Origin of the sequence: Halopseudomonas sp., from assembly GCF_041579695.1 — a bacterium.
Classification (GTDB): domain Bacteria; phylum Pseudomonadota; class Gammaproteobacteria; order Pseudomonadales; family Pseudomonadaceae; genus Halopseudomonas.
Genome location: NZ_JBFGFI010000009.1, coordinates 1 through 26,252, shown reverse-complemented (window position 1 = coordinate 26,252; position 26,252 = coordinate 1). Strand labels below are relative to the sequence as shown.

Sequence of the window (26,252 nt, the reverse complement as noted above, 5' to 3'; positions counted from 1 at the left end):
TACCGCCGCCAAGCAGCGGTCAGGCAACTCAGCGGGTGCGTTCCCAGACAGTAACCTCGGACAGGCTGTGCTGGAATTTGTGCTGCGTTTCGCGAATCACGAACGGCAGTTTGCGCGGCTCCCCGATCTGAACAAAATGCTCGCCGAGTATGTCGCGCAAGCCGTCCAGTGTCGTATAGCTTTCGCCGTCTTTCTTGTAGCCACCGATCCACAGCTCCTTCGGGGTATGCTCCTCCAGCCAGGTATAGGGCGAGGCTACAACCAACAAGCCGCCGACGTTCAGACGCTGGTGAACCTGCTCAAGAAACTGTCCCGGATTGTACAGACGATCGATCAGGTTTACCGCCATGATCAGATCGTAGCCGGTGAACTTCGGCTTGAGGTTACAGGCATCGCCCTGGAAGAAGGCAACCCGGTCAGTCGTAACGTCGAGGCCATGCTGCTGCAGCGTAGCTGTACGATAGGAGACCAGATCACCTTCCTCGGTAAGGGTATAGCGCAGAACACCCTGCTCGGCCATTTCCACGCCCTGACCGACGAACCGGGCGGAAAAATCGACGCCGGTCACATGCCCGAAGTGCCGTGCCAGTTCGAAGGTTCCCCGGCCGGACGCGCAGCCCAGATCAAGTGCCGTGCGCGCCGGCTTGTCACCCATGGCCTCAATGCACAACCGTGCCATGGCGGCGGGAAAATTCGCCACGTGGAACCAGGTATCGCCGTAATGGAATTCGGCGTACTCGGACATCTGTCGATCGCTTTCGTAGTAGGCATTTGGCTCTTTCGCTTCGGCATGACTGGACACGTAACGGAACCCCGCGTGTTGGAAGAAGTGTCGACGGAAGGCATAACGGGCACTGCGCCGTGTTTCGTTGCCGCAGGAAACCCAGGATCCGCCCTTGATCAGATTGTGCTGGTTATCGAAGGTCGGCGTGGTGAAATCGTCATACAGCGGATGCACCTCGAAACCGTCAAACGGATACATGGGTGTCTCGGTCCACTGCCATACGTTACCGACCACATCGAAGAATTCGCCGTGAGCGAAGCGGTTGACCGGACAGGGGGATGCGCCATGGTCGAGCTGCAGGTTAGCCGCAGCAGGAGCATGGGCCTGAATTTCGCCCACGCCAGCGACATCGTACAGGCGATACCACTCATCCTCGGTGGGCAGGCGAATCGGCTCGCCACTGTGTTCGGCCTTCCAGTTACAGAACGCCTTGGCCTCGTGATAATTGACTTCCGCCGGCCAGTCCCACCGCATCTCGACCTCTTCGGTCATCAGTCGCAGGCGCCAGCCGGAGCCGGGTATCCAGAAGGTCGGATGGGTCGCTTGGGCGAACTGTCGCCATTGCAGGCCCTCCTCATCCCAGAGCGCGTCAGCACGATAGCCGCCGGCTTCGACAAATTCGAGAAATTCGCCGTTGGAGACCAGATAACGACTCGCCTTGAACTCCTCAACTGCAACTGTCCGTGAGCCGTACTCATTATCCCAACCGTATTGCATCGCTTCTTTGCGCTTGCCCAGTTGCACCGTGCCCTCCGACACCGTCACCAATTCGTTGTGAGGAGCCGCGCCATGCCCGGTCGATGGCGCCCAGTCGGGCCGGGGCTGCAGATAATCCAGGCGGTGCTGGCGTATCAGTACCGTGGAGGTCTCCAGATGAATGAGTTCGTGCTCGATACCCATGATTATCGGCCACCAGTCGCTGCTCCAGGTAATCGGCAGCTGCAAAGACAAGGTATCAATCAACTGCAACACGGCAGCCCGCACCTTGTCGCGGTAGGCTTTTACCTCCGCCACGCTGGGCCAGTCGTAATGGGTTTCGTCCAGATCATCCCAGCTCATCTCGTCCACCCCGACAGCGAAGATCGATTCCAGCCGCGGGTCGATGCGCTCCGGCAACAGCTTGGCAAGCACTAGCTTGTTGACGAAGAACGTGGCGGTATGGCCGTAGTAGAAGATCAGTGGGTGGCGCAGGGGTATGGCCTTCTCGTAGAAAGCCTGGTCGCTGGCCAAGGTCTGGAACAGTGACTCGTAACGATCGGAAACCGCAACAAGATAGGCTGCAATCTCCGCACGTTTGCTTTCCGGATCGCCACCGTCGAGATCGGGGGTTCGCTGCAAAAGGGCAGTTCCGGAGGCATGGAATTGTTCGGCGATAGTCATTGGCAAGGTCCTTGGGCGGTGGGTCCGCTGCTCTTGAGTGCGTACACTGATTATGCCACCGGCCCTGCTTCGCGCTTTTTAAAAATCGTGTGCATTCGTTTCTTCAGGAATGCGACATGCCGGCGGAACAGATACCCGCCGGGCCTCGGGATGCTATTGCTAAGTAGGAATATTGGCATGCAGGCGAACGTTGAGCTCGTCGACCACTGGTGCCCATTCGGCGTCCTCGACTATTTCTTCCTTGAGAAAAGCGGGCTGCCCCGGACTCCAGAAAGGGGCCTCGGAAAGCTTCACGTCGTCGGGTAGGGGATAGTGATCCGCGATAAAAGCTTCGATGCTGGCTTCACCGCCGTCCAGCCCCAACTGTTCGAACAGCGTCTGCATGTTCTTGTGCTGTGTATCCATATCTTTCTCCTGTGGGTATCTGTGGGTCGGACAAATGCACGACCTATTGCTATGAGAGTAGCAAAAACCTTCGGTTGCGCAGCCTTGAGAAAGCTGCAACAGCAAACCGGGTTGAATAAAGGTACTACACAACGTGTCTGCCAGGACCCGCGCAGTTGCGCGTCATGAGTGCTTGTGTATCCTGAAAAACCTCGTCTGCAACGGGCTTTCCCCCATGACATCATCAGTAAACGCGAGGCCCGGGGCCTGGGTTTGCATCGTTACTCTTCTTTCAGTATCAATGATCGGCTCGATTTCAGCCGCCCATGCGAAGCAGGGCGAAAGCGCCGTACGGGTCGAAGTCGAACAGGCGAGCAACACCGAACTGGTCAATGAAGTTCCGCTTACCGGCAGCTTGTCCGCAGCCCGTGTGGCGACATTGTCCGCCGAGGTGTCTGGACTGGTGAGCGAGCTGGATGTGGATATCGGCGACCGGCTGGATGCAGGCGACACCTTGCTCAGGCTCAATGACGAACTGGCCGGGATTGCCCTGCAGCGTGCCCGGGCAAGCGCAACCAGCGCCCGTGAGCGGCTCGAGGATAGCGAGCGGCGTCTTGCCGAGGCACAAACCCTGGGGGCGAGCAACAACATCGCAGCCAGCGAGGTGCGTTCGAGGCAGTCCCAGGTCGAGGTTGACCGCGCCGAGCTTGCCGTTGCCCGGGCCGAAGTGCAGCAGCGCGAAGCCGAGTTGCGCCGCCACCATGTCACCGTCCCCTTCTCCGGCACACTGAGCCGCAAGCTGGTCGAGATCGGCGAGTGGGTCAATCCCGGAACCGGCCTGCTTGAAATCATATCGTCGCAGGCGCTGCGTGCGGACTTCCAGGTGCCCCAACGGTTCTATCCGATGATCGAAGACGACAGCCGCCTGACATTGCGCTTTGATGCCTACCCCGGGAAAAACTTTACCGGTCAGGTCGTGCACAAGGTGCCGCAAAGCAGGGAACGGGCTCGCACCTTTCTTCTTCGTGTCGCATTGGATGAAGAAGACCGCCCGCCCATGCTGATTGCCGGCATGTCCGTGGATGCCACCCTCAGACTGGCCCGCGGAGAGAAAGGTGTTGCGGTCAACCGCGACGCGCTGCTGCGCTATCCCGACGGCCGGGTCACGGTATGGATCGTCGAGCGCGGCGAAAACGAAAACCAGGCCAGGGTCACCGAGCAACAGGTGGAACCAGGCCTCAGTTTCGCCGGCAAGGTGGAAATCGTTTCCGGTCTGGAGGCCGGCGAGGAAGTCGTTGTCCGCGGTAACGAGGCACTACGTGAAGACCAGCAGGTGCACATAATCGATTCGGAGAGCTAGGCGCATGTTCGAGCAGATCGTCCGCCACGGCATCCTTGTTACTGTCAGCGTGCTTATCATCTGCGTGCTTGGAGTGATCGCCGCCCTGCGCATCCCGGTGCAGATGATCCCGGACCTGGAGACGCGGACCATCACGGTGCAGACCAGCTGGCCCGGCGCCACTCCGCAGGATATCGAAAAGGAAATTCTTATCGAGCAGGAAGAGTTCTTGCGCAATATTCCCTATCTGGAGGAGATCACCTCGAGCGCAAATACCGGTTCGGCAGAAATCGAGCTGGATTTTCCGTTCGCAGTCGACATCACCGAGACCCTGATACGGGTCAATAATGCACTGACCCAGGTGCCCTCCTACCCCGAAAATGTCGACGAGCCGCGCGTAACGGCTACTTCATTTTCAGCCAATGCCTTCATGTATTTCTATGTGGCGCCGCTGCCGGGCAACCCGCGCAACCTTGATATGGACATGATACGCGACTACATCGAAGACAATGTCCGCACCCGCATGTCCAGCGTCCCGGACGTCGCCCAGATCGAAGTTCGCGGGGGCGCCCAGAGACAGATACAGATCCGCCTCGACCCAGAACGGCTCTCGGCACACGATATCACGCTGGGTGAGATCCGCTCGGCGATCGCCGAGCGCAACCTCGACGTCTCGGCGGGCGAAGTAAGCAGTGGCAAGCGCCTCTACCTGCTGCGTACCGTCGGCCGCTTCGAGGACCTGGACGAAATGCGCGCGATGGTAGTCAAGCGCGAAGGAGACAGCGTCGTGCGCCTGGGCGAGTTAGCCGAAATCAGCCTGGATCATTTTCGTATCCGAGACCGTTCCTTCGTCAACGGTGATCCGGTCATCAGTCTGTCGGTTCGCCGCCAGAGCGGCTCCAACGTCATCCAGATCAAACAGGACATGCTGGAGGAAGTCGAGCGCATCAATGACGAGCTGCTCAACCCTGCCGGAATGCGCCTGGAGCTCTCTGCCGACGATGTAGTCTATGTGGAAGCCTCTATCTTCAATGTCTGGAAAAACCTGATCCTCGGCGCGCTGCTGTCAACGCTGATCATGTATCTATTCCTGCGCTCGTTCCGCGCTACGCTGCTTGGCGTAATGGGCATTCCGATCTGTACCATTGCTGCATTTCTCGGTTTGATGCTGTTCGGGCGCACGGTAAACGTGATTTCGCTGGCCGGGGTTGCCTTTGCCATCGGCATGACACTGGACAACAGTATCGTGGTGCTCGAGAGCATCGAGCTGGAACGCCGCCGCGGGCTTGACCGGCTGCGGGCCGCCATTTCGGGGGTACAGAAAGTCTGGCCGGCGGTGCTCGCCTCCTCGCTCACCACGATCATGGTATTCCTGCCGGTGGTGTTTATCACCGAAGAGGCCGGCCAGCTCTACTCGGATGTGGCCATCGCCATTGCGGCCTCGATCTTTGTCTCGATGCTGGTCGCGGTCACGGTGATTCCGACCCTCAGCGCGCGCCTTGAACTCAATTCTGCCACCCTCGACGAAGGCCGCCGCGAGCGTCTGCGCAAGGGTATCGTCAACAGCCTCGGCTGGTTGATCCAGACCCGTGTTCGGCGCTTCGGCATTATCATCGGCACGCTGGCGACCAGCCTGGCAGTCGTATTGCTGCTGACGCCCCCAGCCGAATACCTGCCGGAAGGGGAAGAACCCAAAACCTTCGCCTCGATGAATGCGCCACCGGGCTACAACCTGGAAACCATGCAGGGCTATGCCGACGAGCTGCAGGCCTACTTTCTGCCCTTCGTCGATGACGACCCGGAAATGTTCGCGCGCGGCGAAACTGAAGTGCCGGCGATGGCCTACATAAACATGAGCGTATCGCCGCAGAGTATTCGCATCATCACCCAATCAAAGGATCCCGGGCAGATACGCGATCTGATGGACGCGCTGGAACGTAAATATGAAACCTATCCCGGCATGCGCGCGTTCGCTGCCCGAGGTTCGATCATAAGCAGTAACGATGGCGGCACCCGCAGCGTCAATCTGGATATTTCCGGGCCCGACCTGGCATCACTCTACGAGGTCGCGCAGGCAGCCTATAGCCGCGCCGAACAGGTTTTCGATGATCCGCGCGTACAATCCCAGCCCTCCAGTCTATCCCTGGCGCAGCCGCTTCTGCAGATAAAACCCAACTTCGATCGCGCGGCAGAAGTCGGAATGACCACCGCAGATATCGGCTTTGCCGTCGCTGCGCTGACCGACGGCGCATTCGTCAACGAGTTCTTTCTCGATGACGACAAGATCGACATGTACCTATACAACCAGCAGGGTCCCAATGCCACGCTGGAAACCCTCGACAATATTGCAGTGCATACACCTGCGGGTGAGACCCTGTTGTTGTCCGAGCTGATGACGCTGGAAGAAACCGTTGATACCAGCACCGTCAGGCGCAAGGATGGCCGGCGAACCATTACCCTCAACATCATTCCGCCTCGTTCGGTGGCACTGGAAACCGGTGTTGCGAAAGTGCGCGAAGACGTCGTGGGTTATCTGCAGGAAACCGCGCAGGTACCGACGAATGTCACTCTTACCATCTCCGGTGCAGCAGACCAGCTGGACGCGACCCGCGATTCGCTGACAGACAACTACCTTGTGGCGCTGGTCATCGTCTACCTGTTGATGGTGGCGATATTCAGCCACTGGGGTTACCCGCTGCTGATCATGCTGACGATCCCGCTGGGGTTCGCCGGGGGAATTGCCGGCCTCGCCCTGCTCAATCTTATCGGTGAGGCGATGCAGGCTCTTGGGCTGGGTACGCTCAGCCAGCCTTTCGACATGATCTCGATGCTCGGCTTCCTGATCCTGATGGGTACCGTCGTCAACAATCCGATCCTGATTGTCGACCGCTCCACGCGCAATGTGCGGGATGAGGGCATGAGTCCAATCGAAGCTGTGCAGGAAGCCGTGGAATCACGCTTGCGCCCGATCGCCATTTCCAGCATCACCACGATCTGCGGCCTGGCTCCGCTGGTATTCCTGCCTGGAGCCGGGAGCGAGCTCTACCGCGGCGTTGGGGTGATTGTGATGGCAGGCATTATCGGTGCCACACTGGTCACTCTGACCATGCTGCCGGCCCTCACAGTCATGGTGCTGCAGTGGCAGGAACGCCACGGCAAAAAAAGTACGTGATACTTTTTTGACAATCATTCTCGTTAGCATTAGCATGCAAAGCATAGTGATTTTCTATGAGATCAATGCCATGTATGTATGTCTTTGCAAGGGTGTCACCGACAAGCAGATCCGGAATGCGATCAACGAAGGCGCGTGCAGTATGCGCGATCTGCGCCAAACCCTGGACGTGGCCAACCAGTGCGGCAAGTGCGGCCGGGACTGCAAGTCCCTGCTCAGTGAATCGACCCTCGCGGGCGCCTCTGGTCCTATGCATACGGCCCTATTTGTCGCCGCCTGATTGCTGATTTTCCTGCCGGGCGCCAGATCCGCCGCCTGATTATACCTGTCTGTTGCAACCTGCTCGCCGACGCACATTTGACAGTCCCATGCCTGCAATCCAAACTCTTGGCCTGAACGCACCCGAGGGCAGAGTCATGAAAGGCGACAAAAAGGTTATCCAGCATCTCAACACCATTCTTGGCTACGAACTGGTCGCCATCAATCAGTACTTTCTGCATGCCCGTATGTTGCAGGACTGGGGTCTGGACAAGATGGGCGATCGGGAATATCACGAATCGATAGACGTAATGAAGCACGCTGACAAGTTGGTTAAACGGATTCTGTTTCTCGAAGGCCTGCCAAATCTGCAGGATCTGGGCAAGCTGCTGATCGGCGAGGATGTGCCCGAGATTCTCCAGTCGGACCTCAAGCTGGAAATGAAAACACTGCCGGATTTGCGTGCTGCAATTGCCTATTGCGAAACGGCCGGCGATTACGGCAGCCGCGAAGTGCTCGAGAGCATTCTTGAGTCCCAGGAAGAGCATGTCGACTGGCTCGAAACTCAACTGAACCTGATCAATCAGGTCGGGCTGGAGAATTTCCTGCAATCTCAGATGTAAACGCTTCCTGATACCTGGTAGCGGCCCGGCATCACCCGTCGGATACCGCTCCCAGGGTCTGCCACCTTGTTCAGATGCATTAGCGCGCCTCCCTCCTCGCCCAAATATTCTGCTTCTTTGGTTGTCTTGCGCATCTGCTCTGCAGCTTCAGCTGTAAGCGCGGCGAAAACACCAAGACGTCTCATCCAGCAAAGCCTTTTTCGTTCCCCCTCGAGCACTGTCCAACGTAAATACATGTCTAAATGCAATGCTGAACTCGACACGAGCGGCCGCGTCACGGGAGCAGGCGGCCGGGCATTCTCCAGCGCCGCAGAACAGCAGCATGAGCCAGGTGACCGGCAGCGATACCCACTCGAGCAAGGGTGTTCCCCAGCAAACCCGAGGCGAGGCCGGGAATCCCGGCCACTGATTCTCCCAGGTGCTATTTCCTCCGGCCACTAGCCTGCGGCGCGGCGCACTGTTGCAAGCAGCGCCGCCGCTCCACCAAACAGGCCGGCGAAAATGCGATTGAGCAAGCGTTGCTGACGTGGAGAGCGCAACAACCGCAAAACCCGCGCGGCGAGCCCTGTGTAGCCGGCCATGACGATGAGATCAACGCCTGTCATGGTCGCCGCCATCACCAGATACTGTTGGGCCATCGGCGCAGCGGGATCCAGAAACTGCGGCAGCACAGCCAGCATGAACACCACGGCCTTCGGGTTACTGGCATTGATCAAAAAGCCGCGAAATACCAGGGCCAGAGGTTTGCCCAGCGGGCGCACATCGGCTTCTGAGGTCATATCGACAGGACGCGAGCGCCATTGCCGCACCGCCAGAAACAGCAGGTAACCCACGCCAAACCACTTGATCAAGCGGAAAGCCATTTCCGAGGTTGCCAGTAGCGCCCCTACTCCTGCTGCCACCACCGCTATCTGCAGCAGCAGACCCAGCTGGAGCCCGATGGCGGTCCAGTAGCCGCGACCGAAACCGTAGCTAAGGCCACTGGAAAGCGACGCAATGGCTCCAGCGCCGGGCGACAGGCTGATGATCCAGCAAGCCACCAGAAAGGCCAGCCAGGTTTCAATGTTCATTTGTTTCTCCTGGGAATATCCGATGCCGGGCCAGGCCCGAGCCCGAGGTACAACCTGCCGCATAGCATAGCGCGAACCGTTGATCGTCAGCTCGAGCGACAGTAGAGGTTTAGGCATTCAATCATGCCACCACAAAATTGACGTCAACACTTGACCAAGAACTATACATCTAATAATGTTTGTACAGGTTGGCAAATCGCCATCACCTGAACATAGGCCTGCACAAAGGAGCTACCATGGAAATTGTCAGTTTTGGATCCAATGATATCGAGAACTCACTTGCAAAAATGTCAGCCGGACAGCTGGATAAAGTTGCTTTCGGCGCCATCCAGCTCGATGCAACCGGCAAGATCATTCAGTACAACGCTGCCGAAGGCGATATCACTGGTCGCAAACCCAGCGAAGTAATAGGCAAGAACTTCTTCCGTGAGGTAGCTCCATGTACCAACCGACCCGAGTTTCAAGGCCGCTTTGCCAGCGGTGTAAAATCAGGCGACCTGAACACCATGTTCGAATACGTGTTTGACTATCAGATGAAGCCCACCAAGGTTAAGGTGCATATGAAGAAGGCGTTGACTGGCGATTCCTACTGGGTGTTCGTGAAGCGTCTCTGATTCCTTCCATCCCTTCAGACAGCCTGCCGAGGCCAGCTTGAACCCATTAGAACTGGATAGAACCAGCCTGCTGGTTGTCATTGTCTCGTTAGTGACTGATGAACTCAAAGCGCTACGCCACCAGTCTTCGCACCAGATTGGTAGCGAGCGGTGGAGTGCATCAACTCTGGTGGGCGAGGTGCAGGACACCAGCCTACTTCAGCCCGGCCAGATGGCTATTGGTGCAGATTCGCTGGAGTTGGTCAGCTTGGCAACGTGCGTTGCCACCTTCTTCAATATCTATGACAGCGGACTGGAAGATTATCTGTTGCGCTTCAAGACGCTTGGCGAATGGTCAGAGCTTGTCGAAGCGGCGCGCGAACGAGGGTCCCGCAATATTACCTTTGCTACCTCAGGCAGCACGGGAACGCCCAAGCAATGTCTGCAGCGATGGGACAGCCTTGCTGGCGAAACCGGTTTCTTTGCCAGCCATTTAGGTCCGGATGCGAAACAGCCAGCGGCCCGTATCATTGCACTCAGCCCGTGCCACCATATCTATGGCTTCATCTTCAGCGTTCTGCTGCCCGCGCACCTCAACCTGCCGGTGATTCGCGGCGCCAAAGCGCTCTCGGTTGTTCAGCGAGGTAAGCTGGAAGCTGGCGATCTGATCATCGGCTTTCCCTTCATCTGGCAGCAACTGAGCAGACAGGGCGCACAGTTTCCACCTGGAGTGACAGGCATCACCTCAACCGGTCCCTGTGACCCGTCGATCATTCGGGAGCTGCGAGACCAGGGACTGGACCGGATGGTCGAGGTCTACGGCTCGAGTGAGACAGCGGGCATAGGTTTCCGCGATGATCCGCAGGCGGCCTTCCGCCTTTTGCCCCGCTGGATACGCTGTCAGAGCCCGCACGCCCTTGCTGACAGTGATAACGGAGAGGAATACCAGCTGAGCGACAATCTGGACTGGGCAGACCAGTTCCATCTTCGCCCCGCCGGCCGCCGCGACGAAGCTGTCCAGGTCGGCGGCATCAACGTCTTTCCGGCCAACATTGCCGAACGCCTGCAGAACCTTCCAGATGTAGCGGCTGCGGCTGTCCGGCTTATGGCCCCCGACGAAGGTGTGCGTCTGAAGGCCTTTATCGTCCCAGATACAAAGCAGCATGATCGTGAGTCATTTGAAGCACGGCTACATGCCTGGTGCGCAAGAAATCTTTCGGCCGCAGAAAGACCCAAGTCATTCACTTTCGGTTCGCAGCTTCCATGCAATGCCATGGGCAAGCAAAGTGACTGGCCAATAGGAACCGAAGCCGCTTCACGCGAACCCTTCGGCGACCACAACGCCGGGCCTGGGCCACTAGCATAGCCTGCGTATCCGGGCATTATCAGCCTGCCTTCCACCGACCAGATCACCGGAACCCTTCCTGAGCGCCTATGTCAACCCTATCAGGATGCGGTGCCCCAGCGCATCGCCGTCGCGTGTTGGCGACCATGGACTTGTACAACCCTCATTTCCATTACGGGAGGCTCCATGAGAACCCCAAACCTGAAATGCACGACCCTGGCGATCAGTTTCATCGCCGCATCGCTGGTTTCTGCAACCGCTGCGGCCCAGACGCCTCGCATTGAACCTGATGGCTCCTGGATCAGCCTCAGTGGCGAGATAGAAAACCCGGGGCTCAACACCTTCGTCCTGAATTACGGCGACGGCTCCATTGTCGTCGAGATGGACGATTGGGATCGTGACGCTGACGCCGCGCCCCTGCTTGATGGTGACAATGTCACCGTTTACGGAAGGGTCGATCAGAACCTGTTCACCGATACTACCATTGAGGCGAGCAGCGTCTACGTGGAAAGCCTGGGCACCTACTTCTACGCCAGCTCCGTCGATGAGGAAGAGTTTGTCGCCTTCGATCTGACGCCAACGGTCCCGATCGTTGTCGGTGCTATTTCATATACCGGTACAGTTTCATCCGTCGATGGCCGCAAGTTCACGCTTAATACCGGCAACCGCAGCATTACAATCGATACCAACCCGATGGATTACAACCCGATGGATGAAGTCGGCTATCAGCAGGTAGAGGAAGGCGATGTGGCCAGCGTATATGGCAGCATGAATACTGGCGTCATCGGCTCGCGCAAGTTAATGGCAAATGCTGTGGTCACGCGGTACGACAATGCCCAATGAGCTACTAAGGAATAAAGTGGGAACTCCAGATGGTAGTACCTGTCGTATGAGCTGCAGGCCAAGCAGCCGAGGTATTTCTCTTTCGGCTGCGTAACCCCAAAAAGGAGATCCTTGTTATGGTCAACATCAAAATGCTTACCGCCGCTGCGGCTCTCGCTTCTCTTGGCATTGCTGCGCCAGCCATCGCAGAAGATACTACTCCGGACACCACTATCCATGAAGAGAGCCCCCGCGCCGGAACCGGTGTCAGCGTAGGTGCTGATCCAAAAGCAGTGAAGCACAACCGCGGTGAGGCGGATGACGCAACCGGTGATGACCGGATGAATCCGCAGGACGATGCCGAGGTGGATGCGTCGGAGACCGGTGAAGACGCTGCAGTACACAGCAGCGCATACAAAAAAACTTACCCTGATGAGCCTGAAGTAAGCGAGCTTGGGGAATAATAATCAGGCAATACTAAAAAGGGCCCCGCTTCGGGCCCTTTTTAGTGGGAGTGCCAAACTCGAAATCATGCCAACCCTGCCAGCAAGCCACCGGCGAGCCAGGCGACCGCGATAACCGAGAGCACGCCAAGCACCTTCTGAACCGTGCTCGCGCCACCACCACCATGATCATGCTCCTTGTGCTTCTGACGCATCTGCCACCAGAACCATGCCATTACAGCGGAAACCGCCAGAAAGATCAGGTTGAGCACAAACCCATAATTGAGTTCGAAATGATCGCGCTCGGCGACGGTTCTCACTGTTTCGTTGTCTGGTAGCAGATCCATCATGGCCAGGCCGTAGTGCATCGCGAGGGCCGCAAACACCAGGCCGCTGAGAAGCAGCGCAAGAATGTACAGCGACATTTTCCAGCCATAATAGGCCGCATTGATTCGCAGTACCGGCAAAACCACCAGGTCGGAGAAGATGAACGCCATCACGCCCGCAAAACTGACGCCATTACTGAACAACACTGCCGCCAGTGGGATATTGCCCATCGAGCCGATGAAGGTGAAGAACGCGGCCACTGGCCCCACCAGCGTCTGCGCCAGCAGCGCGAAGAATCCGGGGTCGCCCTCCTCTCCTGCGCCAATGAACAGACTGTGAAAAAAACTTTCCGGGACAAAGGCGGCGATGATGCCCGCGACCGTGAAGCCGATCAGCACATCCTTCCAGACCATCTGCCATTCCATGACATAGGTCATACCTATTTCCTGCCAACCTTCACGACTCCTGATCTTGGAGCGCCAGTCACCAACCTCGCCGTCGCCATTCTCTTCGTGCTTGTCGGCAAGCCTTTGACGCGCATTTTTGATCAGTTTGTCAGGGCGGGAGATGACAATGAAAGCCCAGGCGAAAAGAATCAGGATCAGGCCACCAACATATTCGGCGACGACGAACTGCCAGCTGAGAAAAATCGCTATGACAATACCCAGCTCGATCACCAGATTGGTCGATGCCAACATGAAGGCCATGGACGGCGCCAGCCCCGCCCCTTTCTGAAAAAGGGCGCGGGTCGTCGCCAGGGCGGCGAAGCTGCAGGAGCTGGAGATGAACCCGAAGAAAGTCCCGAGCAACATGCTTTTCGGGCCGGTTTCACCCATCGCCTGTTGCATACGCTTGCGCGTTACCAGCACCTGGATAAGGCTGCTTATCACGTACCCCAGCATGAAGGCCCACAACGCCATCCAGAAAAAACCCAGGCTGCTCATGGCAGCCTCATTCCACCGCTGCAAGAAGTTGTCCATCAGGCTCCTTTTGCCGACCATCGGTATTGCAAGTGACATTTTCAGGGTAGTCGTCCTGCCTGCCGGCTCAACCCTGGCCCTGTCGGATGCTTCCCATGAGCATGTGCTGAAACTTTAAAGCTTTCGCTACAGTGACTAAGCTGAAAGCAAAGGTGCATAAAGTTTCGGGATCCAAATCAGATGAAAGAAGAGGACATTGCGTTCTGTTTACCCCTGCTCAGACAGGCGAGCCATGTTGTCGTATTTAGCGGTGCAGGGGTGTCTGCCGAAAGCGGCATACCGACTTTTCGTGATGCTTTGACCGGCTTGTGGGCGTTACATGATCCAATGGATCTCGCGACGCCCGATGCTTTCGAGCGTGACCCCGCTCTGGTGTGGGGCTGGTACGAATGGCGTCGCTTGCAGTTGCGGCGAACGCAACCCAATGCTGCCCACATGGCCATAGCAGAACTCGCGTCCCGGGTCCCGCGTTTGACTCTGGTAACCCAGAACGTGGATGACCTGCATGAGCGTGCCGGTAGCACCGATGTGATCCACCTGCATGGCAATTTGCAGTCACCGCGTTGCTCGGTTTGCGCCGCGCTGCATCCCTTCAACATCCAGGCGCAAGAGAGTGCAGAGGAAGGTAGCAGGATCGAGCCGCCCAGCTGCGAGACATGCAACAACCCGGTGCGGCCCGGCGTCGTCTGGTTTGGTGAGTCCCTCCCGGAGCAAGCATTCCAGGACGCTTTTGATGCAGCGGGTGATTGCAATCTGCTTCTGTCTGTTGGCACCTCCGGAGTCGTGCAGCCTGCCGCGCTGATTCCCGAGGTTGCGCTGCAACACGGCGCCCATGTCATGCACGTCAATCCGCAGGCGACAACCCCTCAGCATCCCCGAGAAACCAGCATCAAGGGCCCCGCCGGCGTCGTACTACCGGCTCTTGTAGCAGGCGCGTTTGCCTGAGGTCTGGCTGAACAAAGCTGGTTGTAATTGTTGGCCGCAGGTCTGTCCATCTGCGCACCGTAAAGAAAAGGAGTCTTTTCTTCAGAGCTGCCGTCAAAAGTCTGAGCGCGTCGTCATTCCGGCGATGCGCGCAACCGGCTTGGGAGGTCAATGTGGATAGAGCACGGAATAAAGTAGTCGTTATAACCGGAGCTGCACTGGGCATCGGCAAGGCTGCGGCACTGCTTCTTGCCCGCGAGGGAGCGATAATAGCGGTCACCGACATTAACGACGACGCTGGCAACGAGGTGGTCGAGACAATAACGCAGGCCGGTGGAACCGCGCGTTACTGGTCCCTCGACACCAGCGACGAAAACCGGGTGCGTTCGGTATTCAACGATATCGTCGAACAGTTTGGAACCATCAACGTTCTGATCAACAACGCGGGTATTTCCGGAGTGAACAAGCCAACGCACGAGGTTACTCGGGATGAGTGGGTCAAGGTCATCGATGTGAACGTGAATGGCGTGTTCTATTGTACAAAGCACGTGATTCCTGTCATGCGCCAGGCGGGTGGCGGCAGCATTATCAACCTGTCGTCTATTTACGGCATGATCGGTGCCGCAGATCTGCCGCCATACCATGCCTCCAAGGGCGCTGTAACACTGATGACCAAGAATGATGCGTTGTTCTATGCCGAGGACAGGATACGGGTAAATTCAGTGCATCCCGGCTTCATCTGGACTCCGCTGGTGGAGCAGCTCGGCAAAGAGTCTTCCGAGGGGGTTGAGGCATTCCGCAAGGCGCTCGACAGCCGTCACCCATTGGGGCATGTGGGAGAGCCAGACGACATTGCCTATGGCATTCTTTATCTGGCATCTGACGAATCGCGCTTCATGACGGGCAGTGAGCTGGTTATAGACGGCGGCTATACCGCGAGATAGAAATTGACCAGGCGAAAAATGCGCTTGGGATGACGCGCGTCAAGGTGACGTCGCAGAGCAGTTGCCAATCTACGCTGGCTGCTCTACGGTGAAGATAGCAGCCAAGAAACTTCACAGCGGAAAAATGGAATCACACTATGATGCAAGTACTGATTAACAGTAATCAGATTGAAACCGCCAGCGTCTCGTTTCAGGAATGGGTGACCGCGGCCGTGACAAACGAGCTGGAGCGTTTCGACGACTTCCTGACCCGTGTTGAGGTGCACGTAAGCGATGAAAACGCTCACAAGTCCGGCGCGCGCGACAAGCGGTGCCAGATTGAAATGCGGCCAAGAGGTCATCAGCCGATATCGGTGACCAACCACGACGAGTCCCTTGAACTGGCAGTCAATGGCGCCGCGGAAAAGGCGCGGCACGCACTGGAACATATGATGGGCAAACTGGATGTACGTGGCACCTCACCCAAGATGGTCGAGGCTCCGGAAGATAACGAAGCGGCCCGCGAGAAGCGTGACGCGCTCCTGGAAGAGGATTTTCTCACCCAGGAACAACAACTCTGAAATGTCTTTATTGCCAGCCGGAGAGCAGCCCCCTGCTCTTCGGATTTGCCTGGACTACCCCCTGATTCTCCGGCCGCCGATTCCTGTTATCAATAATTGACGATGGCGCTGAACGATAGTGCTTCAGCAGTCTTGCGGTTGGGCCTATTGTCGATTCAGCGAGGCCACATACCCGCTATCTGTTTTTCCTTGCTCGATACCGGACCTGAGCTAGGATTCAGTCGTACACCCTTTTGCAACAGAGGATCAAATCATGTCCAAGGACAGAGAACTAGATATCATCGTTTACGGCGCCACTGGCTATACCGGCCGTTTGGTCTGCGAATACCTGAACAAGCAATACGGCGTCAATGGCGAAGTCAAATGGGCAATGGCTGGCCGTAGTCAGGACAAGATAGACAGCGTGCGCGACGAGATGGGTATCCCCGCCGACGTGCCGACGATTGTCGCCGATGCCAATGATCTCAACTCCATCAAGACCATGGTCGAGAACACCAGGGTTCTCCTGACCACCGTAGGGCCCTACCAGCTGTACGGCTCGGATGTGGTCGCAGCCTGCGCCAAAGCCGGCACCGATTACGTGGACCTGTGTGGCGAACCTGCCTGGATGCACGAAATGATCGCCAAGCACCATGCAGACGCCAAGTCCAGCGGTGCACGCATCGTATTTTCCTGCGGCTTCGACTCGGTGCCGTTCGATCTGGGCGCCTATTTTCTGCAGGTGAAGGCCAAGGAAAAGTTCGGTGCCCCCATGACCCGCATCAAGGGCCGCGTAAGGGCGATGAAAGGCACTTTCTCCGGCGGCACCCTTGCCAGTTTCAAGGCCACCATGGCGGCTGCCTCGAAGAAACCCGAAATGATGAAAGTGCTTGGCGATCCCTTCGCTCTGACGCCAGGCTTCACCGGTGCGAAGCAGCCCGAAGGTAACAAGCCGAGCTACGATGAAGATCTCAACAGCTGGTCCGCTCCGTTTGTCATGGCCACAATCAATACCAAGAACATCCATCGCTCGAACTTCCTGCTCGGCCATGAGTACGGCAAGGATTTCGTCTATGACGAAATGATGCTCACCGGCCCCGGCGAGAAAGGCGAAGCCACTGCGAATGCCGTTGCGGCGGACAAATCCATGGCCAATGACCCACGCAAGCCGGGTGAGGGACCTTCAAAGGAAGAGCGTGAAAACGGCTATTACGATGTGCTCTTCGCCGGCTCGAATGACAAGGGCGATAGCCTCAAGGTCAGCGTCAAAGGAGACAAGGATCCCGGCTATGGGTCCACCTCGAAAATGATTTCCGAGAGTGCTGTGTGCCTGGTCAAGAATCCCGATGCTGCTTCTGGTGGCATCTGGACACCCGCCTCGGCGCTGGGCTCGCTGCTGATCGATCGGCTGCAAAAAAACGCCGGCCTGACCTTCCAGGTCGAGGACTGAACCATCGCGGCTCCCTCATCAGAGGGAGCCCGGACAGGAGATCGTTTTGCATATAGTTAACGACTACAGCGAAGCTGTACCGGTGGAGCGTGCGCTTTATGCGGTCAGATTGCGCGACGGTGGCTGGAGCATAGCGGACGGCCCCGGAACCCAGTTGCTGTTGCCCGAACAGGTGGCACAAGCCGGCTATCACCTGCCAATACGGTTCGACACTCGCGAAGCAGCCACACAGGCGATCTTGAGCGGGCCGGAGGAGTCCTTCGATATCAACCCCGGATCCGGCTGGGTCGAGCATTGCCTTTCGGTGGGGGCCACCTTCTGCAAGGAGTATCAGCCACAACGCGGCCCCGAAGACAGTTCCAGCCGCTCCGGCTAACCGATAAGAACATCCTTCGCCTCATTGATCAGCGAGGCAAGATAGGTGCTCCCTCCCCGGTCGGGATGCATTTTCTGCATCATCTGCCGATGGGCCTGGACTATCTCCTCATGGCTGGCTCCCGGCTGCAGACCAAGAATTTCCAGGGCCTCCGCTTCGGTAAGCGCCCCGGCACGTGCTGAGCTACCTCGCTGACTCCGATCATCTCCCTGACCTGCCGCTGAATCGTCTTCACGCCAGGAGTCTCCGAAGCGCCGATCCAGATAACTCTCGAGTAAGCGTGCTGAATCGTCGTCATTCTCCCGGCAATATTGCAACAGCTCGATAAACTCCTGCTCACCCAGCTCCTCCAGAGCCCTGCCGGAGAACGACCCCTTGAGAACCTGGCCGGTCATATTCCCGCTGTCATGATCCAGCGTCATTGCCAGTATTTCGCTGGTGACTTTTGACTGATTGCCGGAACTGGCACTGCTGCCTCTTGAGCCCATTCCCGGTATGCCGTAGCCGCGGAAGATTTTCCCCAATAACAGGCCCGGTAATATCCGGCGAAGCAACGGAAACAGGCCGGCGAGTAGTGCCATGACAAGATAGAAGCGACCGGTCAACGCAAGTATGGCGACAACCGCTACGGTGCCCACGACGAGCAACTTGATAATCGAATTCTTGCGCTGAGGTGCCGGCAGGCTGCGTATCCAGATCCAACCGATACCGAAGACCAGAAACCCAATAACCAGCAGTGCCGCCATTTTTATTCCTCTGGAGGGGCAGTCCACGGCAGTCTTCTCGGACTGCTTCAATGCACTGCCAAAACGTATTCATCAGGACCGGCTGGCAGGATAGCTGTTTCCCACTATTATCAAACACCCTTGTCAGATTTGCTGACAAATGCCCAAAACAAAACGACCAGCTCATTGGCCGGTCGTCATTTAGTGCGATAGCAGTTGCGATGCTGATTAACCAGCAAGCTCAACCAAAGCGTGAGGAGGCCCTTTTGACTGCATCTTCAAGGTTATTATAGGCACTATCCAGGCCGCTCTTCACATCTTCCCAGGCCCCTTCGCTAGCGGATTTCACTTCATCGAACTTTTTCCTGACTGCTTTCTGCTTAGCTTGCATGTCGTCAATCTGATCCTGGTACTCGATCTTCGCATCGGCGCTGCTTTTCTTCGCCTTGGCTTTCAACTTGTCGATTTCGGCGTTCAGTTCATCGAGCTGGGCTTCGACTTTCTGCTGATAAGCTTCTTTCTTGCTCATGCGAGCACTCCTAATAAAAATGAATCTAAAACTAGGGACACCCGACCAGCCCAAAATGTTCCGGAAAGCCGACAACCGCCGGCACAGTGCCTCCCGGCGATCAACCATCAACCATCAACGACCGAAACACTTTCATCGGATCTGACTGGTAAGTCGTTTGACCTCGGAAGAGCTTCGATTGGTGTAATCCTTGAGCGCTCTACGACCACCGGAGGCATAGACAGCCACTGCACCTAGCAATTCCTTGAGCATCTGAGGGCTGCTGCGATCAAAGGGCGCATAGGCACCACCTGACAAGGTGCTGACCTGCCTGAATACCGCGCCTGTATGAGGATCACCGCCCTCCTGGAACATGAATACTGGCGTGCGCAACATGCCCAACTCACCGGCGGCATGGCAAATCTCATCGACAGACTCCTCACAGCAGTCACCAATGAATACGACCGCTTTGACCGGCCTGGAACGTGTCTCCTGCACTGCGTGTTGCAGCACGCGGCCTATCTGGGTGATTCCGCCAAGACATTGGACACCATTCATCAGTTTGAGCAGTTGCCGGGGCTGGTCAACGAAGCGGGTGGACTTGAATTCGCGAAAGCCGCGGTAGTAGCACAGTTGAATCGACAGACCGCCCAGATCCTGAGCCGCCAGGAAAAGCTCACTCTGCAGATCACTTGCCTGATCCCAGGTAGCCTCGCGACTGGCGGTGGCATCCAACGCGAAAATCAGTCGGCCCTGACTGTCGGTCGCAACCGGCAAAGACCGCACCTGGTCTATGAAGGCGTCGATCGAACGGGTATCAGAACGCGGCTTGACGGGCTTGTCGGACATACAAAGATTCCTCGGTTACCGGAACAAGGCGGCATTTCCTGGTCGCCTCGTCCCGATCCGGACTATTACTCGCGCTCGAGTTGCCGCTCGATGACGCCAGATAACTGCTCCCAGCTGGAGCGTGCCAGTGGAACGTTATCAACGATAACCGTCGGCGTACTCGACACCCGCAGCTGCCTGGCTACCGCAAGACTGTCCTCGACTTTGGCGCGCGGCTGCTCGCCGGTCAGGCACCGCTCGAAACGCCCCTCATGCAGCCCCAGATCCTCGGCATATGCGATGAACAGGTCTGAAGGATCGCTGGTAGCGCTCCAACTGGCCTGATTGGCAAACAGCGCATCGTGCATGCCCCAGTACGCATCCTGATTGCCTGCACAGCGCGCAGCTATCGCCGCAGGCATGGCGTTGCTGTGCTGCGCCAGTGGCATCTCGAAGAACACCAAGCGTACCTTGCCAGTATCTATGTATTCGCTTTTCAGCTGATCCATTGAGACTGCAAACCTGGCACAGGCTGGGCACTGATAATCGGCAAACTCGCGGACCACAACCGGGGCATCATCTTCACCCAGTTGCACACCGAAACGATCGACCTCGGCCGGAAACGGCGGGGCATCATCCGGTACCGTTGGCAAGGCAGCGGTTGGTCCGGTACCCGGGGTGGCCAGGTAGAACGCCAGTGCCAGAGCACCAGCCACAACCAAAACGACGACTCCCCAGACAAGACCATTGCGGCCGGCACGCTTGCGACGTTGCGGACTCGGCTCACCCGTTGCCTGACGACGCTTTGATTCACCCATCTTTGATTCCTCGGTTAAAAATACATGTACCCGCAGCTTAGCATCTACTTTTTGTGCAGGATCAATAACTCGCGCAACCGGTCCATACCTGCCACAACATCTTCCGGCGTGCCCTTAAGGCTCAGCTCCACCTCATGACGCCCATCGGCATTGGGCAGGCAGGCCAGACGTAGTCGGGGAAATTCGGCAAGCAGCTGTTCCATCAGCGGAATCAGCGGGCCTTCTGATGTATCGGTGAGAACCAGGGTCTGACTGACATACTGTCCGGGCGCCTGCAACCGCGCATAATCGTGGTCCAGCACCCATTCGACCATAGGCCAGGCCATACGCGGAAAACCCGGCACGAAGTGGTGATCACACATCGAAAAGCCGGGGATACGATTAACCGGGTTGGGAATGATCCGGCATCCCTTCGGAAACTCGCCCATACGCAGGTGTTTGGCATTCAGGCGCTCGCCCAGCTGGGCGCGGATCTCCATTTCCGCCTCGGGGTGCAAGGCAATCTCGACACCCAGCGCTGCTGCAGCGCATTGACGAGTAAGATCGTCTGGTGTGGCACCTATGCCGCCGAAACAGAAGACAATATCCCCGCGAGCCAGCGAACCCTCAATCGTCCGGGTAATCAGTGTGGCGTCATCGCCAATCATCTGAACCCAACCGATATCCAGACCGCGCTGGGCGAAGCGCGGGATCATTGCTGGCAGGTGCGCGTCCTGCTTGCGACCATTGAGCAACTCGTCGCCAATCAGGATGAGCCCGATAGTGCGACTGTTCAGGGTAGCACCACCAGGCGGTTGGACAGCTCGTTACGCTCATGTGTGCCCGGCACGTGCTGACTCAATTGCTCACCGCAGGATTCGATACAACCGAGAAAACCCGCCAGTACCTGCCCTTCGCGGACCTTCTGAGTAAAAGTTTCGACGATCGATTCCCAGACCGCATCATCGATACGACTGGAAATACCACGATCTACCAGAATTTCAACATACCGCTCGGCTTCGGATACGAAGATCAGCATGCCCGTGGCGTCACTCGTATGGTGCAGGTTGAGTTCGATAAACTGTCGCCGGGCCAGGTTGCTTGCCCGCCAGTGCCGCACCGAGCGGGGAATAAGCCGGGTAGTGACTGGCGGCAGGCGAAATACCAGGGCCAGCACAACAAAAGTTATCCACTGGGCCAGCAATAGTTCTGCCGCGCCCAGCCAGTCTGTCAGCAGCACCACCAGCCCGGGAATCAGCAACGCAATTACCCCGGCCCAGAGCAAGGGAATGTACTGGTAGTCATCAGCGCGGGCGGCCAGTACCGTCACCACTTCGGCATCGGTGTCGAGTTCGATGCGATCGATCGCATCGGCTACCTGCTGTTGTTCACTTTGCGTAAGAAGAGTCATTTGGAATCCATGATTGAGTTTACCAGCCGCCCGAGGCACCACCGCCACCGAAGCCGCCACCGCCACCACCGAAACCGCCTCCACCACCGCCGCCACGACCCATGCCGCCGAGTAGTGCTCCAGCCAGAATCGCGCTGCCGAAACCTCTGCCGCCGCGACCACCACGTCCACCGAACGCGCCGCGTATAAGTGAAAGCACTACAAACAGCAAAATGATGAACAGGCCACCGGGAGGCTTATCGCCCTCTTCGGCAACCGGTCGACCGCTGGCAGCGAGCAGCGGGTCACCACCGAGAACCTGAACCATCGCTGCGGCGCCTTCGGCGATACCCTGCTCGAAGTTACCTGCTCGAAAAGCCGGTGTGATGATGCTGTTGATGATTGCCGAGGACTGCGCATCAGTCAGGCGTCCTTCCAGTCCGTAGCCTACTTCTATACGAATCTTACGGTCATCGCGTGCCACTATTAGTAGCGCGCCGGTGTCTTCATCCGCCTGCCCTATACCCCAGGCACGGCCGAGTGCAACGCCAAACTCCTCGATGCTGCGGCCCTGAAGATCTGGCAGGGTAACCACCACAACCTGTTCCCCGGTCGCCTGCTCATGGGCGGCGAGCATCTGAGTCAGGCGAGTCTCTGTCGCCGGATCTACCATTTCCGCCTGATCGACCACACGCCCCGTCAGCTCAGGCAGCTCCGCATCGCCCACCGACGGCACCTGGGCAGCAGCTAAACCGCTGAGCAGAAGTAGAGCCACCAAATGCCAGGCTACGAGTAATCTGCGCATATTCATTCGAACTGCACAGCCGGTGCCTGCTCGGCGTCCACGGTGGTGGCTTCGAAGTTTTCGCGCAGCGGCATATCGCTGTACATCAGGCTATGCCAGATACGGCCGGGAAAGGTACGTATCTCAGTGTTGTATTGCTGAACTGCAGCAATGTAGTCGCGCCGTGCAACTGCAATCCGGTTTTCCGTACCTTCGAGCTGCGATTGCAGCGTCAGGAAATTCTGATTCGACTTGAGATCCGGATAGCGCTCCGAGACTGCCATCAGGCGACTCAGAGCTCCGGTCAGCTGCGCCTGAGCCTGTTCGAACTGCTGCATCTTGGCCGGATCATTCAGATCTTCGGCACTGATCTGGATCGACGTTGCCTTGGCCCGCGCCTCGACTACAGCAGTCAGCGTCTCGCGCTCCTGGCGGGCAAAGCCCTTGACCGTTTCTACCAGATTCGGAACCAGGTCCGCGCGGCGTTGGTACTGATTTTCCACCTGCGACCAGGCCGACTTTACCTGCTCGTCGTAGGTGGGAATGTTATTGATACCACATCCGGCGAGCAGGCTGCCGAGCAGAAGAACAAACGTAAGTCGCCAGGTAAAAAGATAATGGTGCTTGGACATGTTGTGCTTTCCATTTCATTGGCTTTCGCCCATTAGGGGGCATACCGACAACGATAATCGATGTCACGGTATGAAGAGCAGAACATAAAACAGCATCAGTTGAAAGCCAGCTGTTAGCGCTGTACCGGTGCCCGAATGCAATTCATGCTGAACTCATGAGGCCCTGAGGACGTCCCAATGAAACCCGATGACGCACCTTTCTTTCAACAATGTCCCTTGGCAGCGCTGGCCTCGCCATGACGCCCCTGCTTGCCCGCGCGCAAGGCGAGAACTCGACGCCCTGTATTGGCTTTCCGCAAACAGGCACAGGTAAACTGGAGCCTAACTTTCTGTTGGTTAGCCCCATGTCCTTCACCTCCCTCGGCTTGCTCGATCCACTCCTGCGCACGCTCGAACGCCTGAACTACCTTACGCCCACCCCAATTCAGGATGAGGCCATTCCGATCATTCTCAAAGGCCGTGATCTAATGGCAGCGGCTCAGACCGGTACCGGCAAGACTGCCGGCTTTGCCTTGCCCCTTTTGCACAAGCTGTTACAGGAAGGGCCGCGCGTCTCCGACAATCGCACCCGCGCGCTGGTACTTGTACCCACTCGCGAGCTTGCCGAGCAGGTTCTGCAGAGCTTCATTATGTACGGACAGGATGTACCGCTGCGCAGCTATGCTGTCTATGGCGGAGTCTCGATCAATCCGCAGATGATGGCGCTGCGCAAAGGCGTAGATGTACTAGTAGCGACGCCTGGACGACTGCTGGACCTCTACCGGCAGAACGCAGTGACCTTCGGTCAATTGCAGATGCTGGTGTTGGATGAGGCCGACCGCATGCTGGACCTGGGTTTCGCCGAGGAACTGGATCAGATATTCAGCGCACTACCGCGCAAGCGCCAGACGTTGCTTTTTTCTGCAACATTTTCAGAGGCGATTCGCACGCTGGGCAAGGAGCTGTTACGTGATCCACTAATGATCGACATCAGCCCGCGCAACGCGGCAGCGGTCACTGTCAAGCAGTATGCTTTGCCGGTGGACAAGAAGCGCAAGACAGAACTGTTCCTGCATCTGCTTGCACAGCGTGGCTGGGGACAGGTCCTGGTGTTCGCCAGGACACGCAATGCCGTGGACCAACTGGTCGAGGCATTGCAGAAGAAAGGCATCACCGCCGATGCGATCCACGGTGAAAGACCGCAGCCAGCGCGCTTGCGAGCGCTCGCCCGTTTCAAGGCGGCCGAGGTGCAGGTGCTGGTAGCCACCGATGTTGCGGCTCGCGGCCTGGACATCGACGCCCTGCCCCATGTGGTCAATCTCGATCTGCCAGTAGCGGCAGAGGACTATGTTCACCGCATCGGTCGCACCGGACGAGCGGGTGCAAGCGGCGAGGCAATTTCGCTGGTCAGCGCCGATGAAGTAGCCCAACTCGCCGCCATCGAAGCGCTAATGGGTCAGACCCTGCCACGCCAGGAAGAACCCGACTTTGTGCCCACACATCGCGTACCTGTTACTACGCTCGGCGGGCATATCGTCAAGAAACCGAAAAAGCCGAAGAAGCCTAAAATCGCCCCCGGCAAAGGCAAATCGAAGATACATCTGGGCAACTGGTTTGATGAGAGCTGACTGACAGCTTCGCACGGCTGAAAAACCAGCGAGGCGGCATACCGGTAGATCGCAGCAAAGCTTGCGGAGTGGTGCGGCAAGCCGCGCGGCAATTCGTCGACCACCAGCGAGTCATTGTCGTGGTCACGCCAGAAGGCACCCGCAGCAATGCTGACCGCTGGAAAACCGGATTCCATCATATTGCCCGTGCTGCCGGAGTACCGATTGTGCTGGCCACCGCTGACTATCAGCGCAAGGAACTGACCTATTCCCTGATCCTGCATCCCGGCGAGGATCTGGCAGCCGACATGCACCGCATCTATCAGTGCTTCGCCAACGTCCCCCCCGCCGGCATCCACAGCGGTTGTCCAGACCGGTAAAAATACTCTGGAATGAAAGAAACTCCGTCAAATAAAAGCGAAACCTAATGGCCATCATCATGCTCAGTTACATGCTGAATATGTACACAAACAAGAAAATCGACATCGCAATCTATTGCGGCAGCATCCTGGTGTTCGCAGCCACCCTGTGGCTGGTACGCAGCCAGAGCACGGTAGACGATGTCGACTACATGAAGGCCATGATTCCGCACCACTCCATCGCCATCATGACCAGCGAAAGAGCGCAGATTTCAGACCCGCGGGTACACAAGCTCGCCGAAGAAATAATTGAAGCGCAGCAGCGCGAAATCGCATAGATGCAATACCTGATCAACGATCTCGAGGGGAGAGAATGATGCGCGGCAAGCTTGTTCTGCTCGAGATGCAGGAAGCATTCGAACCCGCAAGGCTGTCCCAGCCAGCAGTACTGCTCGCCTACGGCGCCAGGATCGAACTGACCATGGCTCCCGCTGACGAGGGAGGTGACACCGAGGCGGAGCCTGAGCGTGCTGCGGATGTGGTGTTCTCACTGAATGAAGGCCTACGGGTCGGCTACCGCGGCTGGTACGACTGCCGCAGCACCAGCCAGTAACGCGGCGCGGCGCAGCGCGGCTCAGACAATAGCCCAGACCTCGATATTGTTGCGACGATCCACACTGTACTTGAGCCCCCGCGGTAGAGCCCCCGCCAGACCGAAACACTGCAGGTAATCGTCGACCCGCCCGACTTCTGCATCAGTAAGTCCCTGCAACGCATTGACCGCCCGCTGGAGCAGAAAAAGCAGATACGGCTCCACACCCACCTCGAGCGAAACGCCCTTGAAGGTCGTGCTGACCATACCCAATTGACGCTGTTGCGGCTTCTCGGTC

Annotated in this window: 28 protein-coding genes and 2 pseudogenes; 17 read left to right on the top strand and 13 right to left on the bottom strand. The window is 57.5% G+C overall.

Going from position 1 to position 26,252, the window contains the following annotated elements; translation table 11 throughout:
* Nucleotides 1-28: 28 nt before the first annotated feature.
* The gene (gene ovoA / locus ABYA88_RS03820; protein ID WP_373185556.1) at nt 29-2,164 is read right to left on the bottom strand and encodes a 5-histidylcysteine sulfoxide synthase; all 2,136 of its coding nucleotides are present in this window, start codon (nt 2,162-2,164) and stop codon (nt 29-31) included.
* Between the two features lie 159 nt (nt 2,165-2,323).
* Entirely contained in the window at nt 2,324-2,569 is a 246-nt protein-coding gene (locus ABYA88_RS03815; protein ID WP_373185555.1) for a DUF2789 domain-containing protein, read from the bottom strand.
* 214 nt (nt 2,570-2,783) lie between these two features.
* Between ABYA88_RS03815 and ABYA88_RS03810 the strand changes: the two genes are divergently transcribed.
* The 4 genes from ABYA88_RS03810 to bfr all read left to right on the top strand — a co-directional run bounded on the left by ABYA88_RS03810 (nt 2,784) and on the right by bfr (nt 7,940).
* Nucleotides 2,784-3,908, top strand: a complete 1,125-nt coding sequence (locus tag ABYA88_RS03810; RefSeq protein WP_373185554.1) for an efflux RND transporter periplasmic adaptor subunit — start codon at nt 2,784-2,786, stop codon at nt 3,906-3,908.
* Between the two features lie 4 nt (nt 3,909-3,912).
* Nucleotides 3,913-7,059, top strand: coding sequence for an efflux RND transporter permease subunit (locus tag ABYA88_RS03805; RefSeq protein ID WP_373185553.1), 3,147 nt, complete (start codon nt 3,913-3,915; stop codon nt 7,057-7,059).
* Nucleotides 7,060-7,093: 34 nt separating this feature from the next.
* Nucleotides 7,094-7,339 carry a bacterioferritin-associated ferredoxin gene (locus ABYA88_RS03800; protein WP_373185552.1) on the top strand — a complete coding sequence of 82 codons (246 nt, stop codon included), beginning with the start codon at nt 7,094-7,096 and terminating at the stop codon, nt 7,337-7,339.
* A gap of 136 nt (nt 7,340-7,475) precedes the next feature.
* Complete coding sequence (bfr, locus tag ABYA88_RS03795; RefSeq protein ID WP_373185551.1) at nt 7,476-7,940, top strand: bacterioferritin; 465 nt, start codon at nt 7,476-7,478, stop codon at nt 7,938-7,940.
* A gap of 437 nt (nt 7,941-8,377) precedes the next feature.
* Here the strand turns inward: bfr and ABYA88_RS03790 are convergent, their stop codons facing one another.
* The gene (locus tag ABYA88_RS03790) at nt 8,378-9,010 is read right to left on the bottom strand and encodes a LysE family transporter (RefSeq protein ID WP_373185550.1); all 633 of its coding nucleotides are present in this window, start codon (nt 9,008-9,010) and stop codon (nt 8,378-8,380) included.
* 236 nt (nt 9,011-9,246) lie between these two features.
* Here ABYA88_RS03790 and pyp point away from each other — a divergent pair, with 236 nt between their 5' ends.
* The 4 genes from pyp (at nt 9,247) to ABYA88_RS03770 (ending at nt 12,234) form a co-directional block, all read left to right on the top strand.
* Complete coding sequence (gene pyp / locus ABYA88_RS03785) at nt 9,247-9,624, top strand: photoactive yellow protein (protein WP_373185549.1); 378 nt, start codon at nt 9,247-9,249, stop codon at nt 9,622-9,624.
* 37 nt (nt 9,625-9,661) lie between these two features.
* Nucleotides 9,662-10,969 (top strand): AMP-binding protein, encoded by a 1,308-nt coding sequence (locus ABYA88_RS03780; RefSeq protein ID WP_373185548.1) that lies wholly within the window; start codon nt 9,662-9,664, stop codon nt 10,967-10,969.
* A gap of 165 nt (nt 10,970-11,134) precedes the next feature.
* The gene (locus ABYA88_RS03775) at nt 11,135-11,791 is read left to right on the top strand and encodes a hypothetical protein (RefSeq protein ID WP_373185547.1); all 657 of its coding nucleotides are present in this window, start codon (nt 11,135-11,137) and stop codon (nt 11,789-11,791) included.
* A gap of 116 nt (nt 11,792-11,907) precedes the next feature.
* Complete coding sequence (locus ABYA88_RS03770) at nt 11,908-12,234, top strand: hypothetical protein (RefSeq protein WP_373185546.1); 327 nt, start codon at nt 11,908-11,910, stop codon at nt 12,232-12,234.
* 65 nt (nt 12,235-12,299) lie between these two features.
* Here the strand turns inward: ABYA88_RS03770 and ABYA88_RS03765 are convergent, their stop codons facing one another.
* Nucleotides 12,300-13,520, bottom strand: coding sequence for a permease (locus ABYA88_RS03765; protein ID WP_373185545.1), 1,221 nt, complete (start codon nt 13,518-13,520; stop codon nt 12,300-12,302).
* A gap of 195 nt (nt 13,521-13,715) precedes the next feature.
* On the opposite strand from ABYA88_RS03765, the gene ABYA88_RS03760 reads away from it, so the two are divergent.
* The 5 genes from ABYA88_RS03760 (at nt 13,716) to ABYA88_RS03740 (ending at nt 17,753) form a co-directional block, all read left to right on the top strand.
* Nucleotides 13,716-14,465, top strand: a complete 750-nt coding sequence (locus ABYA88_RS03760; RefSeq protein ID WP_373185589.1) for an NAD-dependent deacetylase — start codon at nt 13,716-13,718, stop codon at nt 14,463-14,465.
* A gap of 152 nt (nt 14,466-14,617) precedes the next feature.
* Nucleotides 14,618-15,388 (top strand): SDR family NAD(P)-dependent oxidoreductase, encoded by a 771-nt coding sequence (locus ABYA88_RS03755; RefSeq protein ID WP_373185544.1) that lies wholly within the window; start codon nt 14,618-14,620, stop codon nt 15,386-15,388.
* Nucleotides 15,389-15,528: 140 nt separating this feature from the next.
* Nucleotides 15,529-15,948 (top strand): HPF/RaiA family ribosome-associated protein, encoded by a 420-nt coding sequence (locus tag ABYA88_RS03750; RefSeq protein WP_373185588.1) that lies wholly within the window; start codon nt 15,529-15,531, stop codon nt 15,946-15,948.
* A 253-nt stretch (nt 15,949-16,201) separates the two neighbouring features.
* Nucleotides 16,202-17,377, top strand: coding sequence for a trans-acting enoyl reductase family protein (locus ABYA88_RS03745; protein ID WP_373185543.1), 1,176 nt, complete (start codon nt 16,202-16,204; stop codon nt 17,375-17,377).
* Between the two features lie 46 nt (nt 17,378-17,423).
* Complete coding sequence (locus ABYA88_RS03740; RefSeq protein ID WP_373185542.1) at nt 17,424-17,753, top strand: hypothetical protein; 330 nt, start codon at nt 17,424-17,426, stop codon at nt 17,751-17,753.
* Here the strand turns inward: ABYA88_RS03740 and ABYA88_RS03735 are convergent.
* The 8 genes from ABYA88_RS03735 to ABYA88_RS03700 all read right to left on the bottom strand — a co-directional run bounded on the left by ABYA88_RS03735 (nt 17,750) and on the right by ABYA88_RS03700 (nt 23,417).
* Nucleotides 17,750-18,499 (bottom strand): DnaJ domain-containing protein, encoded by a 750-nt coding sequence (locus ABYA88_RS03735; protein WP_373185541.1) that lies wholly within the window; start codon nt 18,497-18,499, stop codon nt 17,750-17,752. The two genes, ABYA88_RS03740 and ABYA88_RS03735, sit on opposite strands and share 4 nt — an antisense overlap.
* A 220-nt stretch (nt 18,500-18,719) precedes the next feature.
* The gene (locus ABYA88_RS03730) at nt 18,720-19,007 is read right to left on the bottom strand and encodes a hypothetical protein (protein ID WP_373185540.1); all 288 of its coding nucleotides are present in this window, start codon (nt 19,005-19,007) and stop codon (nt 18,720-18,722) included.
* A gap of 132 nt (nt 19,008-19,139) precedes the next feature.
* Nucleotides 19,140-19,835 carry a VWA domain-containing protein gene (locus ABYA88_RS03725; RefSeq protein ID WP_373185539.1) on the bottom strand — a complete coding sequence of 232 codons (696 nt, stop codon included), beginning with the start codon at nt 19,833-19,835 and terminating at the stop codon, nt 19,140-19,142.
* A 65-nt stretch (nt 19,836-19,900) separates the two neighbouring features.
* On the bottom strand, nt 19,901-20,632 hold the full coding sequence (locus ABYA88_RS03720; protein WP_373185538.1) for a DsbA family protein: 732 nt from the start codon (nt 20,630-20,632) through the stop codon (nt 19,901-19,903).
* A gap of 44 nt (nt 20,633-20,676) precedes the next feature.
* The gene (locus ABYA88_RS03715) at nt 20,677-21,378 is read right to left on the bottom strand and encodes a competence/damage-inducible protein A (RefSeq protein ID WP_373185587.1); all 702 of its coding nucleotides are present in this window, start codon (nt 21,376-21,378) and stop codon (nt 20,677-20,679) included.
* A gap of 26 nt (nt 21,379-21,404) precedes the next feature.
* Nucleotides 21,405-22,022, bottom strand: coding sequence for a TPM domain-containing protein (locus ABYA88_RS03710; RefSeq protein ID WP_373185537.1), 618 nt, complete (start codon nt 22,020-22,022; stop codon nt 21,405-21,407).
* Between the two features lie 19 nt (nt 22,023-22,041).
* Complete coding sequence (locus tag ABYA88_RS03705; protein ID WP_373185536.1) at nt 22,042-22,806, bottom strand: YgcG family protein; 765 nt, start codon at nt 22,804-22,806, stop codon at nt 22,042-22,044.
* A gap of 2 nt (nt 22,807-22,808) precedes the next feature.
* Nucleotides 22,809-23,417 carry a LemA family protein gene (locus ABYA88_RS03700; protein ID WP_373185535.1) on the bottom strand — a complete coding sequence of 203 codons (609 nt, stop codon included), beginning with the start codon at nt 23,415-23,417 and terminating at the stop codon, nt 22,809-22,811.
* Between the two features lie 344 nt (nt 23,418-23,761).
* Between ABYA88_RS03700 and ABYA88_RS03695 the strand changes: the two genes are divergently transcribed.
* The 4 genes and pseudogenes from ABYA88_RS03695 to ABYA88_RS03680 all read left to right on the top strand — a co-directional run bounded on the left by ABYA88_RS03695 (nt 23,762) and on the right by ABYA88_RS03680 (nt 25,975).
* A complete protein-coding gene (locus ABYA88_RS03695; protein WP_373185534.1) occupies nt 23,762-25,024 on the top strand; it encodes a DEAD/DEAH box helicase in 1,263 nt (420 codons plus the stop codon).
* Nucleotides 25,021-25,383, top strand: a complete 363-nt coding sequence (locus tag ABYA88_RS03690; protein ID WP_373185586.1) for a 1-acyl-sn-glycerol-3-phosphate acyltransferase — start codon at nt 25,021-25,023, stop codon at nt 25,381-25,383. The genes ABYA88_RS03695 and ABYA88_RS03690 overlap by 4 nt, the downstream gene beginning before the upstream one ends.
* A 44-nt stretch (nt 25,384-25,427) precedes the next feature.
* A pseudogene (locus tag ABYA88_RS03685) lies at nt 25,428-25,700 on the top strand (DUF305 domain-containing protein); the annotation flags it as partial.
* Between the two features lie 38 nt (nt 25,701-25,738).
* On the top strand, nt 25,739-25,975 hold the full coding sequence (locus ABYA88_RS03680) for a hypothetical protein (RefSeq protein ID WP_373185533.1): 237 nt from the start codon (nt 25,739-25,741) through the stop codon (nt 25,973-25,975).
* Nucleotides 25,976-25,996: 21 nt separating this feature from the next.
* Here the strand turns inward: ABYA88_RS03680 and ABYA88_RS03675 are convergent.
* Nucleotides 25,997-26,252 (bottom strand): annotated as a pseudogene (locus ABYA88_RS03675) (glutathione S-transferase); the annotation flags it as partial.